14 protein-coding genes are annotated in these 15,037 nt (G+C 57.7%); 3 read left to right on the forward strand and 11 right to left on the reverse strand.

Features of this window, described 5'->3' with window-relative positions:
* Positions 1–53: 53 nt before the first annotated feature.
* The 3 genes from AB9K37_RS17615 to AB9K37_RS17625 are packed head-to-tail and all read right to left on the reverse strand — an operon-like array spanning position 54 to position 2,697.
* Positions 54–959, reverse strand: coding sequence for a pseudouridine-5'-phosphate glycosidase (locus tag AB9K37_RS17615; RefSeq protein WP_369841175.1), 906 nt, complete (start codon positions 957–959; stop codon positions 54–56).
* Entirely contained in the window at positions 952–1,848 is an 897-nt protein-coding gene (locus tag AB9K37_RS17620) for a PfkB family carbohydrate kinase (protein ID WP_369841178.1), read from the reverse strand. Before AB9K37_RS17620 ends, AB9K37_RS17615 begins: the two co-directional genes overlap by 8 nt.
* A 42-nt stretch (positions 1,849–1,890) precedes the next feature.
* Entirely contained in the window at positions 1,891–2,697 is an 807-nt protein-coding gene (locus AB9K37_RS17625) for a DUF4198 domain-containing protein (protein ID WP_369841180.1), read from the reverse strand.
* Here AB9K37_RS17625 and AB9K37_RS17630 point away from each other — a divergent pair.
* The 3 genes from AB9K37_RS17630 (at position 2,687) to tsf (ending at position 5,753) form a co-directional block, all read left to right on the forward strand.
* Complete coding sequence (locus AB9K37_RS17630; protein ID WP_369841182.1) at positions 2,687–3,838, forward strand: HupE/UreJ family protein; 1,152 nt, start codon at positions 2,687–2,689, stop codon at positions 3,836–3,838. The two genes, AB9K37_RS17625 and AB9K37_RS17630, sit on opposite strands and share 11 nt — an antisense overlap.
* 190 nt (positions 3,839–4,028) lie before the next feature.
* The gene (rpsB, locus tag AB9K37_RS17635; RefSeq protein ID WP_072706457.1) at positions 4,029–4,787 is read left to right on the forward strand and encodes a 30S ribosomal protein S2; all 759 of its coding nucleotides are present in this window, start codon (positions 4,029–4,031) and stop codon (positions 4,785–4,787) included.
* A 90-nt stretch (positions 4,788–4,877) separates the two neighbouring features.
* Complete coding sequence (tsf, locus tag AB9K37_RS17640; protein WP_293707837.1) at positions 4,878–5,753, forward strand: translation elongation factor Ts; 876 nt, start codon at positions 4,878–4,880, stop codon at positions 5,751–5,753.
* A gap of 416 nt (positions 5,754–6,169) precedes the next feature.
* Here tsf and AB9K37_RS17645 read toward each other — a convergent pair whose 3' ends face one another.
* From AB9K37_RS17645 to AB9K37_RS17680, 8 genes are all read right to left on the reverse strand, one after another.
* The gene (locus AB9K37_RS17645; protein WP_369841185.1) at positions 6,170–6,928 is read right to left on the reverse strand and encodes a LuxR family transcriptional regulator; all 759 of its coding nucleotides are present in this window, start codon (positions 6,926–6,928) and stop codon (positions 6,170–6,172) included.
* Between the two features lie 559 nt (positions 6,929–7,487).
* Positions 7,488–8,177, reverse strand: coding sequence for a phosphate regulon transcriptional regulator PhoB (gene phoB / locus AB9K37_RS17650; protein WP_369841188.1), 690 nt, complete (start codon positions 8,175–8,177; stop codon positions 7,488–7,490).
* Positions 8,178–8,188: 11 nt separating this feature from the next.
* Complete coding sequence (phoU, locus tag AB9K37_RS17655; RefSeq protein WP_369841191.1) at positions 8,189–8,923, reverse strand: phosphate signaling complex protein PhoU; 735 nt, start codon at positions 8,921–8,923, stop codon at positions 8,189–8,191.
* A gap of 11 nt (positions 8,924–8,934) precedes the next feature.
* A complete protein-coding gene (pstB, locus tag AB9K37_RS17660; protein WP_369841194.1) occupies positions 8,935–9,732 on the reverse strand; it encodes a phosphate ABC transporter ATP-binding protein PstB in 798 nt (265 codons plus the stop codon).
* 16 nt (positions 9,733–9,748) lie between these two features.
* Complete coding sequence (pstA, locus tag AB9K37_RS17665) at positions 9,749–11,089, reverse strand: phosphate ABC transporter permease PstA (protein ID WP_369841197.1); 1,341 nt, start codon at positions 11,087–11,089, stop codon at positions 9,749–9,751.
* Complete coding sequence (gene pstC / locus AB9K37_RS17670) at positions 11,089–12,561, reverse strand: phosphate ABC transporter permease subunit PstC (protein ID WP_369841200.1); 1,473 nt, start codon at positions 12,559–12,561, stop codon at positions 11,089–11,091. The genes pstA and pstC overlap by 1 nt, the downstream gene beginning before the upstream one ends.
* A gap of 97 nt (positions 12,562–12,658) precedes the next feature.
* Positions 12,659–13,687, reverse strand: coding sequence for a substrate-binding domain-containing protein (locus AB9K37_RS17675; protein WP_369841203.1), 1,029 nt, complete (start codon positions 13,685–13,687; stop codon positions 12,659–12,661).
* A 231-nt stretch (positions 13,688–13,918) separates the two neighbouring features.
* The gene (locus AB9K37_RS17680; protein ID WP_369841206.1) at positions 13,919–14,959 is read right to left on the reverse strand and encodes a sensor histidine kinase; all 1,041 of its coding nucleotides are present in this window, start codon (positions 14,957–14,959) and stop codon (positions 13,919–13,921) included.
* Positions 14,960–15,037: the final 78 nt, after the last annotated feature.

The following is a 15,037-nucleotide window of genomic DNA, read 5'->3' on the forward strand; positions in this document are numbered from 1 at the left end:
ACTGGTCCGCGGCTTCACAACGGCTGAATGCGACTATCCTGCAAAAAGCCGCATCACGCTGTCAGAGAGCGTGCAATCGCGGCAGCCAAACGGGCATTATTGAGCACAAGCGCGATGTTCGCCTCGAGAGAGCGACCCTCGGTCAGTTCAAAAATCCGCTGCAACAAAAAGGGCGTAACGGCTTTGCCGATGATACCTTGCGCTTCGGCTTCAGAAAGCGCCGCGCTGATAATGGGAGCCAGTTCTTCGGCTGCGATTTCGTCAGAGACGGGGATCGGGTTCGCGACCAATTGGCCGCCAGGCAGGCCCATGGCGATCCGCGTTTTCTGCGCGTTGGCAATGTCTTCGGCGGTGTCCATGCGCAAGGGCGCAGTCATACCGCTGCTGCGCGACCAGAAGGCGGGGAAGTCGTCTTGGCCATAGGCGATCACCGGCACACCGTTGGTTTCCAGAACCTCGAGTGTTTTGGGCAGATCGAGGATGGCTTTGGCGCCCGCCGCGACAACGGTTACGGGGGTGTGCGCCAGTTCATTCAGGTCCGCCGAGATGTCAAAGCTGGTTTCAGCGCCGCGATGCACGCCGCCAATTCCGCCCGTCGCAAAGACACCGATCCCCGCAAGGTGCGCGCAAATCATGGTCGCAGCCACTGTGGTTGCGCCGGTTCCGCCTGTAGCAATACAGGCCGCGATGTCTGCGCGGGACAGCTTGGCGCAGTCTTTGGTCTGGCCCAGATCTTCGAGTTGCGCGTCCGTCAGACCCGCGTGGATGTGTCCGCCAATCACTGCGATGGTTGCAGGCACGGCCCCGGCCTCGCGGATGGTTTCCTCGACCTTGCGCGCGGTTTCCACATTCTGAGGATAGGGCATCCCGTGGGTGATGATCGTGCTTTCCAGCGCGACGATGGGGCGGTTTTCCGCTTTGGCCGCAGCGACTTCGGGCGAAAAGGTGATGTCAATCATAGGGGGTCTCTCCGGAAACGTGCGCGGCGGCGGCGGCCTGAGCGGCCATGAGCGCCGCCTCTCGGTCCGCGCCCCGTGCTTCGGCCACGATGTGCGCAGCCATGAAACTGTCGCCCGCGCCGGTGACGCGTGTCACCAAGACTTCGGGCGGTTGACGGGTGATGATGCCCTCGGCACTGCCGTCTGCGGATGCGCGCCCGCCGTCTGTGACCAGCGCGCGTTTCGCGCCGCGTTTCACCATGCCTTCTGCGGCGGCGGCGGCATCTGGAAATTCGGTCTGGCACAGCAAACCGGCCTCTTCGAGGTTCACATACAAGGTCGCATTGCCAGCCTCGACCAAGGGCAAAAGCCGTGTCGCCTTGCCCGGAGAGGCGGGCGCAACCCGCAGATCGGCCCGCTGAAATACATGATCGACCGCGATCTGGGCCAAAAGAGCCTCTGTCAGATTGCCATCAAGGGCGATGAACCCGCCATACGGCGCGCCAGCGCTGCCCAATGTGCCGTCCGTCATTGGGCGCAGGATCTTGTCACCAGCCTCTTCCAACGAATGGGCGTCCGCGATGGCGGCTATCAGGCCGTTTGCGCCTTCGACCGCCATATAAATATCTGTGGGTAGATCCTCGGACAGGTAGATGTGATCGGTAATCAGCCCGCGGCGGCGGCAATCGGCCAGCAGCTCTTGGCCCGCGGGGTCATTTCCGACAGCAGAGAGCAGGGCAGGGGTCATTCCCTGACGGCGCAAGGTCATCGCGATATTCAGCGCCACGCCCCCCGGCACGCGGATGATACGGCCCGGCACATCGCTGCCCTGCCGCATGTGGCTAGACGACCGGCCGATGATGTCCCACAGCACGGAGCCGATGCACAGGATTTCTGGTGTCGAAGTCATAACGGCCTCTTGCCGATACACGCCGCGCGGCGCAAGGATTTTTTACCGAACGGTAAAGGTGAGTGCGGCCCAGAGGCTCTCCCAGACGATTCCGTTGGCTTCGGCGGTCGCCGCATCTGGTTCACGCATGACAACCGAATCCAGCAAATAAACGTGCTCGGGTTTGACCGGAACTGCGCCAATTCCATTTTCGTCAGTGCGCGTCGTCGTGATTTTCACTGTGCCGTCCGGGGCGCGTTCAAAGATCTCGATCTGGGCATCCGGCCGGAGTGCGCCCTGATAGTAAAGCTCCACATCCATGACCCCGTCAAAATCCGGCTGATAGGGGTTGTCGCGTGCGACAAGCTCGATTTCCATCCCTAGGTTGCTGTCCGCCCCTTGCGCGTCCCCAACCGCGACCAGAGCCTTGGAAAACCGGGTATAGCCCTCGGAGAACCCCGTTTCAGGCAGACCGCGCGCTTCGTGCTGTTCCAAAACCTCGGGGAAGTCTTTGTGCGTGCAAAAGTTCCGGAACTTCTCGGCCTCAGTGTAATTTAGTTTGTTCTGCGTCGACACGTAGGCCAGCACGGCCAGCCCGTCTTCGGAAGGCATCATAGATACTGCGGGGATATCCCCAAGCCGCCCATCAACAGGCAACACATTGCGATCTATGACCAAATCCAGCCTCTGTTGCTTTGCGGGCATATAGGCCAGACGAAATCCGGAAAAGCCCTCGCCGTTACGGATGTCTGCCTCTAGGGTCTGCCCAGAAGTGATTTGATAGTTTCGTGGTTCGAGCCATGTCTCATGGGCATAGGCCCCTTGGGCGAATAGACTTAAACAGACTGAGGTAATTGGGATGAAGCGCATTTTCGGGTCCAACGTTTTGGGTACCATCAGGGTGTGGCTTGTCGCTGCGGTGTCAAGTGCCGTACTCGCCAGCGGTGCCCAAGCACATGAGGTGACGCCGGCGATTGCTGACCTGACTGTAACCGATGGGCAGGTGACTTTGGACATCCGCGCCAATCTGGAGGCGTTCATTGCAGGCATTGACCTCGCCGCGCTCGAAGACACCAACGAGTCCGATGGCTCTGACGAATATGACCGGCTGCGCGCCTTGCCCGCGACAGAGCTGTCGACCGAGATGCGCCGCATCTGGCCACGCTTTGCAGAGGATATGCGGATTATCACTGACGCTGGACCGATCCAGGAAACCCTTCTTGATATAACGGTAGAGCCGACGCCGGATCTGGAACTGCCTCGCGTCAGCACATTGCACATCACCGCGGAACTCCCCCCGAGTGCCACCAACGTGCAGGTGGACTGGCCCGCCAGTTACGGTGCGCTGGTGGTCCGTCAACAAGGGGTCGAGAACCCCTATACCGGCTATCTGACCGATGGCACGCCGAGCGAACCGATCGAAATCGCAGGCGGCCAAGCGCAAACCGGCCTGCAAGCGTTCCTGAGCTATATTCCGGTTGGCTTTGACCACATCCTGCCCAAAGGACTCGACCATATTCTTTTCGTCTTGGGGCTCTTCTTCTTGTCCACCCGCATGGGGCCGCTTCTGTGGCAAATCTCGGCCTTTACGTTGGCACACACGGTCACCTTGGCGCTTGGCGCACTGGGGCTGGTGTCTGTGCCCGGTAGCATCGTAGAGCCACTGATTGCCGCCTCCATTACCTTTGTCGCGGTCGAAAACATCTTGTCCAAGGGGTTCAGCCCGTGGCGTCCCGCGGTGGTGTTCGTTTTTGGCCTGCTGCACGGGCTTGGCTTTGCCTCGGTGCTTGGCGAGTTTGGCCTGCCGCAGGATCAGTTCATTCCCGCGCTTATCGGCTTTAACGTCGGGGTCGAGGTCGGACAGCTGACCGTGATCGCCATCGCCTTCCTAGCGGTGGGGCTGTGGTTTGGATCCAAGCCCTGGTATCGAGCGTATATTGCCATCCCAGCCAGCGCGGTTATCGGTCTAATCGGGGCCTATTGGTTCCTCGAGCGCACCATTCTGGCCTGATCAAAGGCGAACAGGCAATTAAATCGGGCAGGGGGCTTGTCAATCAGGCCCTTTGCCTTTAAACGCACGCGCACTGAAATCCGCTGGCTGGGTTTTTGGGCCTATGAGGGAGAAATCCTCATATGTCCGCCGGTTGGACCATATGGTCCCTCACCCCAGCCGAGGCATGAAACCGGAAAGGATATAGGACATGGCTCTTCCTGAGTTCTCCATGCGCCAACTGCTTGAAGCAGGCGTACACTTTGGCCACCAGACCCAGCGCTGGAACCCCCGTATGGGCGAGTTCATCTACGGTGCGCGTAACGGCATCCACATTCTCGACCTGACCCAGACTGTTCCCATGCTGGACCAAGCCCTGAAGGTCGTCCGTGATACTGTCGCCAAAGGCGGCCGCGTTCTGTTCGTTGGCACCAAGCGTCAGGCGGCTCAGCCCGTTGCAGACGCTGCTGAAAAGTGCGCACAGTACTACATGAACCACCGCTGGCTCGGCGGCACTCTGACCAACTGGAAAACTGTTTCGCAGTCGATCCAGCGTCTGAAGAACATCGACGAAGCCATGGAAGGCGGCGCCGAAGGTCTGACCAAGAAAGAGCGCCTGCAGATGGAGCGCGAGCAGACCAAACTGCAAGCGTCGCTCGGTGGTATCCGCGAGATGGGCGGCGTTCCTGACCTGCTGTTCGTCATCGACGTGAAAAAAGAGCAGCTGGCCATCCAGGAAGCCAACAAGCTGGGTATCCCTGTTGTTGCTGTCGTCGACACCAACTGCAACCCCGCAGGCATCGACTACATCATCCCCGGCAACGACGACGCGGCCCGTGCAATCGCACTGTACACCGATCTGGTGTCGCGCGCTGCTCTGGACGGCATGACCGCTCAGCTGGGTGCTGCTGGCGTTGACCTCGGCGAGCTGGAAGCTGGCCTCGAGGAAGAGCTCGGCGAAAACGCATAAGCGTTTACAAAACTGACATCGGGCGCGGTTAAGTCCGCGCCCAAGCCCTTTATTCAGGGCGTTGACCCCGACATTGAGAGGAGCCTTATCATGGCGATCACTGCAGCACAGGTAAAAGAACTGCGCGAGATGACCGGCGCAGGCATGATGGATGCCAAAAAAGCGCTGACCGAAACCGACGGCGACATGGACGCCGCTGTTGACTGGCTGCGCACCAAAGGTCTGGCGAAAGCTGCCAAGAAATCGGGCCGTACCGCTGCGGAAGGTCTGGTCGCTGTGAAGGTCGAAGGCGGCAAAGGTGTGGCTGTTGAAGTCAACGCCGAGACCGACTTTGTTGCGAAGAACGCAGAATTCCAGGCAATGGTTACCGACATCGCCGGCGCCGCCATCAACGTTTCCGACGTTGACGCGCTGAAAGCAGCCGACGTCGACGGCAAAACCGTTGAGACCTTGATCACCGACAAGATCGCAAAAATCGGCGAGAACATGACCCTGCGCCGCATGGCGTCGGTCGAAGCAGAAAACGTCGTGTCCTACGTGCACAACGCAGCTGCAGACGGCATGGGCAAAATCGGTGTTCTGGTTGCCATGAACGGCGGCGACGAAGCATTCGGCCGTCAGGTTGCCATGCACATCGCCGCAGCGAACCCCGCAGCTCTGAACGAAGATGCGCTGGACGCAGCTTTCGTTGAAAAAGAGCGTCAGGTTCAGATCGACATCGCGCGCGAGTCGGGCAAGCCCGAGCAGGTCATCGAAAAGATGATCGAAGGCCGCATGAAGAAGTTCCTCGCGGAAAACACCCTGCTGGGTCAGGCGTTCGTTGTGAACCCCGATCTGACCGTCGAAGCAGCGGCCAAAGAAGCTGGCGCAACCATCGTCGCATACGTGCGCATGGAAGTTGGCGAAGGCATCGAGAAAGTCGAAGAGGACTACGCTGCCGAAGTTGCGAAGCTGGCCAACGGCTAAGCCGCGACACATCGCGAATTATGGGGCAGGGGGTGCGTATGCGCCCCCTTTTCCTTTGCCTGATTGCCCCATTTTCTGACGCGGCAGGGTACGCCATCGCTCCTAACTTTGGGCAAAAAAAGGGGCACCGGAACAAGTCCGGTGCCCTAAGAAAAACGCCCCGAGGGATGGGGATATACGAGGCGCGAATGCCGGATCAGGGGCAGAAAATTTCCCCCAAACCGACGGGTCTATACGACCACCCAAGCAGGCTGGCTAGCAATCTCTAGCATCTCTACCCGGTGTTCCCTGGCCAAAGCCACCACTCACGGAACATACTTTTGATGCCAGATTTCCGTAACGTCAGTTAAGTCAGGTATTCCCTACCTTGCGCTAGAAAGTCGAAAAAACCTCTTATTTACTGACTGTTACAGGCGTCACTGTTCCAAGATGAACATCTGATTTTGAAAGGCTGCTTTTAGAACCGCTTGGGCCGTTGTTTCCACATTGAGAGATTCACGAGCAAGACGTAAGTGCTTCTCAACTGTAGCGGATGTGAGGCCCATCAAGATCGCAATGTCCTGCGTTGTCTTGCCATCTCCGACCCATTGCAGTGCTTCGCGCTGACGCTTTGTCAGGCTGCGCGTGGGCGGCGTGTAGGGCAGGCTGGTGATCTTCAGGTGGGCCACGTTATTGGCCAAAATAATGTCACGCCCGTGCTGCTCCCAGATCGCATCAACATCTCTTTGGCTCAGGCCATCGCGTGCCGTCAGCGCGGTCGCTCCTTTGGAGCGCTGCGACACCGACTTAAACGAGATCGTGTAGCCAGCATTGACGCCCATCTTTCGATTGAAGTCTACCACGCGCATCTCACTGTTTGTTAGCGTGCCGCTTTCAACCATATCGGCCATCAGGCTCCAGCTGCAGGCGCCTTCGTGTTCCAATGCCCATTTGACCATCGGCGCATGAAAATAGAACCCGTCATTGATAAATGGCTCGATGTATTCAGGCTGGTGCGTGGTCAGGATCAGGAAGTCATTCGGATCTCCCAGAGAGTACCCGCTGCGATAGTGAGTCAGGCCATAGATCAATCGGTCAAACCCGTAGTCTGCCATGCGCTCTGAATGCAGCAGCCAAAGCTCCTCTAGGGATTGAGCATCGGTGATGGCCTCGAGGTGGGATGACATGGAAATCATCGGGCAAACCTTACCTTGTTTTCGGGTCTCGTGACGTCTAGGCCTGTCCGAACGCAATTCATCTGATCAAAAAGCGTTTCGCAAATGACCGGAACCATCCCGGGAGTGAACAATTAGAACCAAGGAACACTCAGGCCTCGCGATCAAACTTACACGAGGATGTGCTCCGCACTGTATCGCCTAAATCCCTGCATGATCGCCATTTTACAAACTGGATAGCGACAAATTTGAGAAAGTCGGCGGCATTCAACGTGCCTTGTTGTACCGAGCTAACGGTTGTGTGATCAAGGCCGTTCACACGCAATCACCGCGCTAAATAGGAATAGTCCTTATTTAAATAGTGATTTGTTGCGACCAGATGGAACGATCTGAACTCCACGCAGCACTTATTTAACATAATCCTGATTATCGGTGCTATAGACGGATTAGATCTAAGGCCCCACAGCTATCCGGTTGCACAGTCGAATACAGATAAAAAAGTTATCCAGCTGATAGCGCGCTGGCAAAAAGAAAGGACGGCCCGAAAGCCGTCCTGCCTAATACCGTTTCCGAACTGTGATCAACCAAGCGCATAGCCCGCGCCGCGCACGGTCCGAACCGGATCTTCGCCGCCGTGTTGGCACAGCGCCTTGCGAAGCCGCCCGATGTGGACGTCAACGGTGCGCGTATCAACATAGATGTCGCGGCCCCAGACACGATCCAAGAGCTGCTCGCGGCTCCAGACACGCCCCGGCTTTTCCATGAACGTTGTCAGCAGACGGAACTCTGTCGGCCCCAACTTCAAGGTTTTCTCGTCGCGAAAGACTTTGTGCGTTTCGGCATCCAGAACGATGTCTTCGTATTCCAGCTTCACACCCACGGTCGAAGGACGCGTGCGGCGCAACTGGGTACGCACACGCGCCATGAGTTCGACCACAGAGTATGGCTTGATCACGTAATCATCAGCGCCAGTCTCAAGACCGCGTACGCGGTCCACCTCTTCAGAGCGCGCAGAGAGCATGATGACAGGAATGTCACGTGTGTCGGCACGGGATTTCAAACGCCGGCACACTTCGATGCCAGACACATTCGGCATCATCCAGTCCAACACGATCAAGTCCGGACGATCTTCGTCCACGACCATCAGACCCTCTTCGCCGTTCTCGGCACGGATCACGCGAAAGCCTTCGGCTTCTAGGTTGTAAGTCAAGACTTCGCGTTGCGCCGGTTCGTCTTCAACAACCAAGACAGTGGGTTGCTCAGCACTCATCTATCTAGCCCTTAGTCGTCGTTGTTCGCCATCGGATCGCCATGCACTTCGTATGGTGTGCTGTCGGCCTTGGGGCGATCTTCTTCGGGGTATTTGCCGGTGCTCACATAGATCACCTGTTCGGCCAAAGCGGTCACGTGGTCGCCCATACGCTCGATGTTCTTGGCGATGAAATGCAGGTGCATGCAAGCCGTGATGTTACGCGGGTCTTCCATCATAAAGGTCAGGAATTCGCGGAACAGCGCGTTGTACATCTGGTCGACTTCTTTGTCGCGATTGATGACGACCTGAGCGAGCTCGGGATCGCGCTGGATATAGGCATCCAGAGCGTCCTTGAGCATCAGTTCGACCTCACGTGCCATGCGGCGGACCGCGCCGGACGAGCCCTCGATCGGGGTCATCTGAAGCAAGACCCCTGCCCGCTTGGCGATGTTTTTTGCATAATCGCCAATACGTTCAAGGTTGTTGCTCATCTTCATCACAGAGAGAACAACGCGCAGGTCGCTGGCCGCGGGCGCGCGGCGCGCGATCACGGTTGCGGTCTCTTCGTTGATCTGTTCCATCATGGCGTCGATGGCTTTATCGCCCTGACGAACCTTTTCGGCCAGATCTTCGTCGCGCAACTCAAGCGCTTTGGCGCAGTCCAAAATCGCAGTTTCAACGAGGCCGCCCATCTTGACGATCAGGGCCTGAACGCCTTCGAGGTCGCGATCGTAGGACGATACGATGTGTTGAGAGTCAGTCATCATTGAGATCCTTATCCGATACGGCCGGTGATGTAGGACTCGGTGCGGCTGTCCTGCGGGTTGGTAAAGATTTGACCGGTGTCACCAAACTCGACCAAGTTACCAAGATGGAAGAACGCGGTTTTCTGGCTGACACGCGCCGCCTGCTGCATCGAGTGCGTGACGATCACAACCGAGTACTGGTCGCGCAGCTCGTCAATCAGCTCTTCGACTTGGCTGGTGGCGATGGGGTCCAGCGCCGAGCAAGGCTCGTCCATCAGCAGAACTTCAGGCTCAGTCGCCACAGCGCGCGCGATGCACAGACGCTGCTGCTGGCCGCCCGAGAGACCGGTGCCCGGTGCATGCAGACGGTCTTTGACTTCATTCCAGATGGCGCCGCGGCGCAGTGCCTTCTCGACGATCTCGTCCAGATCGGCCTTGTTTTTGGCCAAACCGTGAATACGGGGACCATAGGCGATGTTGTCATAGATCGACTTGGGGAACGGGTTCGGCTTCTGGAACACCATGCCAACCTTGGCGCGCAGCTGCACGGGATCGACGCGCTTGTCGTAGATGTTTTCACCGTCCAGTTCGATGTCACCCTCGACACGGCAGATGTCGATGGTGTCGTTCATGCGGTTCAGGCAGCGCAGGAAAGTGGACTTGCCGCAGCCCGACGGGCCGATGAATGCGGTGACCGTGCGCGCCGGAATTTCGATGTTCACGTCCTTGATAGCGTGGGTATCGCCGTAAAAGACTTGGACGTTGCGGGCCGAAATTTTGGTGTCTTGCTGAGCCACATTACGCTCCAGATTCGGGTTGTCGTACATAATCGTTATCCTATTCTTACCAGCGGCGCTCGAAACGTCGGCGAAGGATGATGGCAATGATGTTCATCGTGATAAGGAACACCAGCAGAATGATAATGCCGCCCCAAGCACGTTCGTAATATGCGGGGTCAGCACGCTTGGCCCATTCGTAGATCTGCGCGGGCATCGCGGAGTTCGGGTCCATGAAACCAGCAATCGGCCCCGTGGGATAGTTCGACGCGATGTAGCCCACCATACCGATCAGCAAGAGCGGTGCAGTTTCACCGAGTGCTTGGGCCAAACCGATGATGGTGCCGGTCAGAATGCCGGGCATCGCCAAGGGCAGCACGTGGTGGAACACCGACTGCATCTTGGACGCGCCAAGGCCCAAGGCCGCATCACGGATCGACGGCGGCACCGATTTCAGCGAGGCGCGGGTCGAGATGATGATGGTTGGCAGGGTCATCAGGGTCAGAACCAGACCACCGACCAGAGGGGCAGACTGCGGCAGACCGGCGAACTGGATAAATACGGCCAGACCCAGAATACCGAACACGATGGATGGGACGGCGGCAAGGTTCGAGATATTCACCTCGATCAAGTCCGTCCATTTGTTCTGGGGCGCGAATTCCTCGAGGTAGATCGAGGCTGCAACGCCGATGGGCAGCGACAGGATCAGCACCACCAGCATCATGAACAGCGAGCCCAGCATGGACACGCCCATGCCTGCCTGCTCGGGGCGGCTTTCGGAGGCATCTGCACCAGTAATGAAGGACCAGTTAAACTCGCGCTTCACCACGCCTGCTGCGCGCAACTCATCGACGATATCAAGGTGAACAGCGTCGATATTCTTGTCTCGCGAAATGCTCTCGCGGGTCACGCGGCCCTTCAGGTAGCCATCCACGCGGCTTGCCGCCAGAATGCGGAAGTCCACGGTCTGACCAATCAAGTCGGGGTTCGAAATCACCATATCGCGGACCTGCGCGGCCGCGCTGGCCGAGATCAGCGCCTTGGTCGCGCTTGCTTTCTCAAGCGGATTATCCCCCATCTCTGCAGAGATGCTCTCATAGATCGCCTGCTGGATCAGAGGGTTGTAGCCAAAGGTCGAGACCTTCTTGATTTCTTCAGGGTCGCGGTTGCCGTTCTTGTCCAGCTTGGCTTCGTCCAGATAGACAGGCACTTCGATAAAGGTCTGTTGGAAGGCGCCGATACCGTTGAACAGAATGGTCGACAGCAGAATGATCAGGAACACCAGACCAGTCAGAATTGCGCCCATGCCGTACATCTTGAAACGGGCTTCAGAGGCGTTGCGCTTTTTGACGCGCGGGCTGACGGTCAGGATCGAGGATTTCGGGGGGTTATTGGTCGCGTCGGTCATTACTCGTACTGCTCCCGATATTTGCGCACGATATACAGCGCGAGGACATTGAGGCCGAGCGTCATGACGAACAGGGTCATGCCGAGGGCAAAAGCAACAAGCGCTTCGGGGCTTGCAAAGTCCGCGTCGCCGGTCAACTGGCTGACGATCTTGGCGGTGACGGTGGTCATCGCCTCGAGGGGGTTCATGGACAGGCGGGCCGCGGCTCCTGCCCCAAGCACCACGATCATGGTTTCACCAATCGCGCGGCTGGCAGCCAGGAGGATCGCACCAACGATGCCGGGCAAAGCTGCGGGCAGAACCACTTGCTTGACGGTTTCGGATTTCGTCGCGCCAAGACCCAGTGAGCCGTCGCGCATGGATTGAGGAACGGCGTTGATGATGTCGTCGGACAGCGAGCTGACAAAGGGGATCAGCATGATGCCCATCACCAGACCTGCGGTGGTCACCGAAGATGCACCGGACATCCAGTCGACCCCCAACGCGCCACCTTTGCCGAAGGTGTTCACCAAGAGCGGACCAACGGTCAGCAGCGCGAAAAGACCGTAAACGATCGTCGGAATACCAGCCAAAAGCTCGATCAGCGGCTTGGCAAAACCACGTGCTTTGGGACCTGCATACTCAGAGAGGTAGATCGCAGCGAACAGCCCGATCGGCACAGCAACAGCCAGCGCGATGACCGAGATGTAAAGCGTGCCCCAGAGCAGCGGCAAAACACCCAATTCAGAACCGCCGCCAAAGCTAGGCGCCCAAGTGGTCCCAAAGAAGAAGTCCGCGGCTGGATACAGCTTGAAGAACTCGATGGTGTTGAAGACAAGCGACAGAACGATGCCGACCGTGGTCAAAATCGCAATCGACGCCGCGACAACCAGAATGGCCCGAATGAATTGCTCCACCACATTGCGCGCACGAAAATCTTTTTGGGTGCGGCCGTAAGCGTACACAAACCCAGCAATCGCGAGCGCCAGTACAACGACGGTCATCGCCAAGTTGCCTGTGCCGCTCAGCGAGCGGTACTTCTGCGCTGCAGCCAATGTGCTTGCATCTACGTCAGACCCCAGAGCCACACCAACATCAGCGAGCCGGTCGCGGACATCGGTAAAACCGGCGCGAAGGTCGTTTGCATATTCACGAGTCATCGCGCCTTGCGCGACGGCTTCGTCCAGGCCATCCGCCACGCGGCGAACATCACTCATGAACAACCCAAGCGTGTTGCTGTCCGTAACGGCAGATTGGGGAAGATCTGCCGCGACTGAGCTGTTGATGTAGATTGGCTGGACAATCAGCCAAGCGGCCATCACCAGAAGCGCTGGGACGACAACGAAAAGGCTTACGTTTGTTCCATAATATGAGGGAAGAGAATGCAGGTGGCGCGAGTCGCCATCGGCACTTGTCATGGCCTTTTGTCGGCCAAGAACGTAGCCGACGACACCAAGCGCCAGTACGATCAACACTAACCAAAGAAGGGGCATATCGGCTCCGTGGGATCCAAAAATCGGAAAGGAGCGCCGACCCGTCGGCGGCGCTCCTCGTTCGTATCAGGCGTCCAGTTGGGCGCCTGAAAACCAATTACATGGTTTCTTCGTTTGCAACTTTGGACTGGGTGTCTGCCAGTGCGGGGTCAGCAACCAGGCCGTAGTTCGACAGCGGGCCGTCGGAACCAGCGATCTCGTCAGAAACGAAGAACTCTGCGTATTCTTTCAGACCGGGGATGACGCCGATGTGTGCTTTCTTGACGTAGAAGAACAGCGGGCGCGACACGGGGTATTCGCCGGTCGAGATGGTTTCGGTCGAAGGTGCAACACCCGACATGGTCGCTACTTTCAGCTTATCGGTGTTGTTTTCGTAGAAGGCCAGGCCGAAGACGCCAACACCGTTGGTGTTGCTGTCGATACGTGCCAGGGTCTCGGTGTAGTCACCGTCGATGTCAACCGAGCGACCGTCGGTGCGAACTGCGATACACGCGTCTTCTGCATCATCTTCCGACATGCCCGAAGCGATCATTGCTTCCATTGCGCCGGTTTCTTCACAGCCAACCGCCAGAACCTTCTCTTCGAAGACTTCGCGGGTGCCGTGCTTGGTGCCGGGGATGAACGCTGCGATCTCAGCTGCGGGCAGCTCAGCGTTGAACTCGTTCCACATGGTGTAGGGGTTGTCGACCAGTTCGCCGTCAACCAGAACCTTGGGGGACAGAGCGTTGAACCAATCGGTGGGTTCGAAAGCAGTGAACTCAGGGCCGTTGATCTGCGAAGCGAAAACGATGCCGTCGTAGCCGATGCGAACTTCGATGATGTCGGTGACACCGTTCTCTGCGCAGGCTTTGACTTCTTTTTCGCGGATGGCGCGCGATGCGTTTGCAACGTCGATGGTGTTCTCGCCAACGCCTTCACAGAAGCGCTTCAGGCCTGCCGACGAACCGCCCGATTCAACAACGGGGGTCGGGAAGTCGAAGTTTTCGCCAAATGCCTCGGCAACGATCGAAGCGTAGGGCAGAACGGTCGACGAACCAGCAACCTGAACGTTGTCACGTGCAGCAGCGGCGGTGGCGGAAACAGCGGCGATCGCCAGGGTCGAGGCGGTCAGTTTCACGAAGGACATAGGGTAGCTCCTGATTAAACTTAGACGGTCCCACTAAGTGTGAACCTTGAAGCGCTTGCTAAAGATTGCTGACAACGCTTTTGCGACAGTTATGTAACAGGTTTATGACAGACCAAGGTTTTGCGTTATTTTTGGGCAAAAATATATTTATGATATTGTTTTCAATGGATATTTTGATGCACCTGAAACATTTTTCATACGGAAACGTGGCTCAAAACCAGCTCAAGGACGTTAAAGTCTAGGTAATGTAACAGTAAATGTAGAGCCTTCTCCCAACGCGCTGGCGATCTGCATCCGCCCGCGATGTCGGTTGATAATGTGTTTTACAATCGCCAACCCAAGGCCCGTGCCCCCCATTGCCCGCGAACGGTGCGAGTCGACACGGTAGAATCGCTCTGTCAGGCGGGGAATGTGAATGGGATCGATTCCCTGCCCCTGATCTTTGACCTCGATGCGCACTGCCGGACCGCGCACGGCTGGATCACGGTCCACAACGCTCAGGGTTACGGTGACGTCGCCGCCACTCCCCCCATACTTGATCGCGTTCTCGATGAGATTCGTGAACACTTGGTAGAGTTGATCTGCATCACCGTTCACCATGACCTCTTCTTCCGAAGCGATCAGGTTCACTCTGATCCCATTATCCTCGGCGATAGGACCTAACGCCTTCACTACGGTTTGCAGCTTGCCGTAGACGTCCAGCTGATCTCCGGGACGAATGCGCTCTTCGCTCTCGACGCGGCTCAAAGACAGCAAGTCATGCACCAGCCGGTTCATCCGGCTGGCTTCGGTTTCCATGATCCCTAGGAACCGGTCGCGCGCCCGCTCATCGTCTTTCGCAGGTCCACGAAGGGTTTCGATGAAGCCCAAAAGCGCGGTCAGGGGCGTCCGGAGTTCGTGACTGACGTTCGCCACAAAATCACGGCGCATCTGGCCGACGTCTTCCATCGGGCTGACGTCCACGAAAGTCGCCAGAACCCCGCTGAAAGACTCGCCCTGAATCAGCGCCACTTTCAAAGAAAAGGTCGTCTCGCGCGTACCGATTGTGGTGCTGATCCGCGTCTGAAATGTCTTCTGGTCGCGGAAACATTCGGCGATGGCGCCAGTCAGAACCGGATTGCGTAGGGCCACCTCGTAATGCCGTCCCGACAGACCTGTCCCCCAAATCTCTTCGGCCAAGGCATTCAAGCAGATCAGGCGACGGCTTTGATCCACAACCATCGCAGCCAAAGGCAGACCATCAACCATGGTCTTGATGGGCATAAGGTCCATTGGGACGCTCCTTGCATTGGGGGTGATCGACGCTGCTTGGCATGAAATTGTAACGGTTTTGCTACAACTTGCGGGACT

Source organism: Donghicola sp. XS_ASV15 (assembly GCF_041224595.1).
GTDB lineage: Bacteria > Pseudomonadota > Alphaproteobacteria > Rhodobacterales > Rhodobacteraceae > Donghicola.

What these genes read in the sequence shown, in the direction of transcription:
- AB9K37_RS17615 (WP_369841175.1), bottom strand. Translation starts at nt 959, where the DNA reads ATGATTGACATCACCTTTTCGCCCGAAGTCGCTGCGGCCAAAGCGGAA.
- AB9K37_RS17620 (WP_369841178.1), bottom strand. Translation starts at nt 1,848, where the DNA reads ATGACTTCGACACCAGAAATCCTGTGCATCGGCTCCGTGCTGTGGGAC.
- AB9K37_RS17630 (WP_369841182.1), top strand. Translation starts at nt 2,687, where the DNA reads ATGAAGCGCATTTTCGGGTCCAACGTTTTGGGTACCATCAGGGTGTGG.
- AB9K37_RS17625 (WP_369841180.1), bottom strand. Translation starts at nt 2,697, where the DNA reads ATGCGCTTCATCCCAATTACCTCAGTCTGTTTAAGTCTATTCGCCCAA.
- rpsB (WP_072706457.1), top strand. Translation starts at nt 4,029, where the DNA reads ATGGCTCTTCCTGAGTTCTCCATGCGCCAACTGCTTGAAGCAGGCGTA.
- tsf (WP_293707837.1), top strand. Translation starts at nt 4,878, where the DNA reads ATGGCGATCACTGCAGCACAGGTAAAAGAACTGCGCGAGATGACCGGC.
- AB9K37_RS17645 (WP_369841185.1), bottom strand. Translation starts at nt 6,928, where the DNA reads ATGATTTCCATGTCATCCCACCTCGAGGCCATCACCGATGCTCAATCC.
- phoB (WP_369841188.1), bottom strand. Translation starts at nt 8,177, where the DNA reads ATGAGTGCTGAGCAACCCACTGTCTTGGTTGTTGAAGACGAACCGGCG.
- phoU (WP_369841191.1), bottom strand. Translation starts at nt 8,923, where the DNA reads ATGACTGACTCTCAACACATCGTATCGTCCTACGATCGCGACCTCGAA.
- pstB (WP_369841194.1), bottom strand. Translation starts at nt 9,732, where the DNA reads ATGTACGACAACCCGAATCTGGAGCGTAATGTGGCTCAGCAAGACACC.
- pstA (WP_369841197.1), bottom strand. Translation starts at nt 11,089, where the DNA reads ATGACCGACGCGACCAATAACCCCCCGAAATCCTCGATCCTGACCGTC.
- pstC (WP_369841200.1), bottom strand. Translation starts at nt 12,561, where the DNA reads ATGCCCCTTCTTTGGTTAGTGTTGATCGTACTGGCGCTTGGTGTCGTC.
- AB9K37_RS17675 (WP_369841203.1), bottom strand. Translation starts at nt 13,687, where the DNA reads ATGTCCTTCGTGAAACTGACCGCCTCGACCCTGGCGATCGCCGCTGTT.
- AB9K37_RS17680 (WP_369841206.1), bottom strand. Translation starts at nt 14,959, where the DNA reads ATGGACCTTATGCCCATCAAGACCATGGTTGATGGTCTGCCTTTGGCT.